At 46.3% G+C, this 2,596-nt stretch carries 2 protein-coding genes and 1 pseudogene; 1 reads left to right on the forward strand and 2 read right to left on the reverse strand.

Translation table 11 applies throughout. From position 1 onward, the window contains the following. Positions 1–1,319: serine hydrolase domain-containing protein (locus tag LZD49_RS35255; RefSeq protein ID WP_310590535.1), on the forward strand; the 1,319-nt coding region annotated here is incomplete at its 5' end. 173 nt (positions 1,320–1,492) lie between these two features. Here the strand turns inward: LZD49_RS35255 and LZD49_RS36300 are convergent. Both LZD49_RS36300 and LZD49_RS36305 read right to left on the reverse strand, forming a co-directional pair. Beyond that, on the reverse strand, positions 1,493–1,663 hold the full coding sequence (locus LZD49_RS36300) for a hypothetical protein (protein ID WP_409021387.1): 171 nt from the start codon (positions 1,661–1,663) through the stop codon (positions 1,493–1,495). Positions 1,664–1,669: 6 nt separating this feature from the next. After that, positions 1,670–2,019: pseudogene (locus LZD49_RS36305) on the reverse strand (recombinase family protein); the annotation flags it as partial. Between the last annotated feature and the right edge of the window lie 577 nt (positions 2,020–2,596).

A 2,596-nucleotide genomic window follows, 5' to 3' on the forward strand; every position in this document is an offset into this window, starting at 1 on the left:
TATTTTTTCTCCTGGTAATGAGCGGGGCTTTCTGCGCTAACGCTCAGCCCGTCAAGCAACAAATCAAAAAGTTAGTCGATACCTACGCTACGTTAGGCAAATTTAACGGCAGCATCCTGGTGACCGCTCAGGGTAAAGTCTTACTTAATAAGGGCTATGGCTACAAGGATATTAAACAGAAAACGCTCAATGATCCTCATACTATTTACCAGATTGCCTCCCTCACCAAGTCCTTTACCGCGACCCTGATCTTAAAACTAGTCGAATCAAACCGCCTAGCCTTAACCGATAAAGTCAGTCAGTTTTATCCTGACTTACCCAAAGGCGATAGCATTACGATTGATCAATTATTATCCCATACATCCGGCCTATCGGACGACGATTCTAACACCAGGACAAAAACTTATCCAGGGTCCGAGGAAGCTAAGTTTTTGGCAGCATTGAGAGACCGGGCATTGGATTTTAGCCCCGGAACGGACTGGAAGTATAGCAATGCGGGCTACATCTTGCTGGGTTACCTTATTGAGCGTGCATCTGGCATGAGCTACTATAAGGCGGTCCGAACCTACCTGTTTACCCCGCTAGGGATGAACCACAGTGGTTTTGATTTTATTGGCCTTTCCAGTCCGGATAAAGCAACGGGCTATTGGGAGTTTCCCCAAAACGATACGGCCCGTGCGGCCACCCAGATTGACTATAGTGGTCCCCGTGCCGCCGGAGCCATCTATTCTACTACCGCTGATCTTTACCGGTGGCATCAGGGCCTACAGACAGGTAAACTGGTCAGTTCATCATTACTCAACCGGGCGTACACCCCCGTAAGGAACAACTATGGCTATGGTTGGATGATTGATTCGGTGGCCAGCGCCAAAGTGGTTTGGCACAGTGGTGATATCTGGGGTTTCAAGTCCGAGTTGGCCCGTGTCCCGGCAGATGACGTCTGTATCACTATGCTCAACAACGCGGAAGATGTGGATTTGCATATCATCGCTCGCAAGATCCTGGCGATTCTTTACCACCAATCTTACCAATGGCCCGCCCGCACCAAGATTCAGTTTAGTACTAGGCTGTTGCAAGAATATGTGGGGGAGTATCTATTACGGCCAGGGGAATGGATTAAAGTAAGCCTTGAAGGCAATCATCTGAAGTCCACCACTACGCGCAAACAAGAGCTTTATGCCCAAAAGAAGGATTATTTTTTGTTGGATGATGGCCGTGAACAACTCGCGGTTGTCTTTAACCGAAACTCCTCCGGCGTAGTCACAGGTTTGTCTTTTAGTCTTGGCGAACGAAAAGTGGTCTGCCCCAAAAAAGAATAGGTGCCTACTATGGGCGTCACGACCTCATCTGACAAGTTGCCCTGTTATTTCGCTGGATCCATCTCAATAGTGAAGCGCCTCTTTTAAGGCCCATTTTAGCTCAGTAACAGTCTCCTCTGATTAAGTGAAATGTTCATTTTGCCAGGCTAAGTACCGGTAGACTGTCGCTCTGCTCAGATGAACAGATTTCCTATCTCGGCGACCGTGTTTATTTTGCTGACATACATTGCCTTAACTGCCCTTGCTTTGGCTTGCGCCTCCAGCGTAAGTCCTTTGGGGCGTCCGCCTAACCCTCCTCTGGCGCGAGCGGCAGCCAGACCAGCCTTCGTTCTTTCGCGGATCATATCACGTTCATATTCGGCTAACGATGCAAATAAGTTAAAACTAATCGGCCCTGAGCTGTCGTGGTATCAATAGCATCGTTCAAACTTCGAAATCCAATTCCGCTGTTTTGGAAGTCATTTATCAGTGTAAACAATTCTTTAAGCGACCTACCCAGTCGATCCAATTTTCAAACCACAATGGTGTCCCCCTCACGAACGACGTCCAGCATCTTCTGGAGTTGCGGTCTCAATTCTGCTGAGGACACCTTTTCTTGAAAGATTCTCTTACAACCCAATGTTTTAAGGGCATCCAATTGCAGTGCTAAGTTTTGGTCCTGGGCGGTCGGCCACTGCCGTTGAAACGTGCGCGTAGCCAATGAGCATGGTTTTCGAATGCTTTATGAGTTAATCAGGAGCTATTCCACCGATTTCTTGTGAAAACTCTGCAAGATTGAAAAGTAACAGCATTTATAAAGCGCTCGTTCAGATAATACTTTATCTCTTTGTCCAGTCTATATTTCTTGAAGCAGGCTGTTGACGATATATTCCTAAATGAGCCTTTTATGAGATAAGTATCCATCAGCTATAAACCCTTATTGAAGGTAGTGAAGTAAATGGTGATTAAATCCACTGACCGGCTGCTAATGATGCCATCCAGGCACTCTAGACGTGTTTAGCGCATTTAATAGGTGTTCATTTTTGGATCCAAGTTGTCCATAAGTGGACAAGGTGCTCCCTATGATCGATTCAGATACTATCAATAAAGCCCAGTTTGACCCCCTACTCTAAATTGGCAAATGATTTGTAGAAGATGAGGTAGACTACCGAAGCGACTCGATAAGAAAAAGGAGTCCGCTAGAAAACTCAGAACATGGCTACTGGCAATTCGTAAACACTTGAGAACCGAATTTTTTCATATAAGCTTATACGATCTGGCCTCCCTGGGAACCTTAT

Origin of the sequence: Dyadobacter sp. CY261 (assembly GCF_021440085.1) — a bacterium.
Lineage (GTDB): Bacteria > Bacteroidota > Bacteroidia > Cytophagales > Spirosomataceae > Dyadobacter.

Bases quoted from the DNA above. Each gene is read 5' to 3' on its own strand.
- LZD49_RS36300 (WP_409021387.1), bottom strand. From the start codon at position 1,663: ATGATCCGCGAAAGAACGAAGGCTGGTCTGGCTGCCGCTCGCGCCAGA.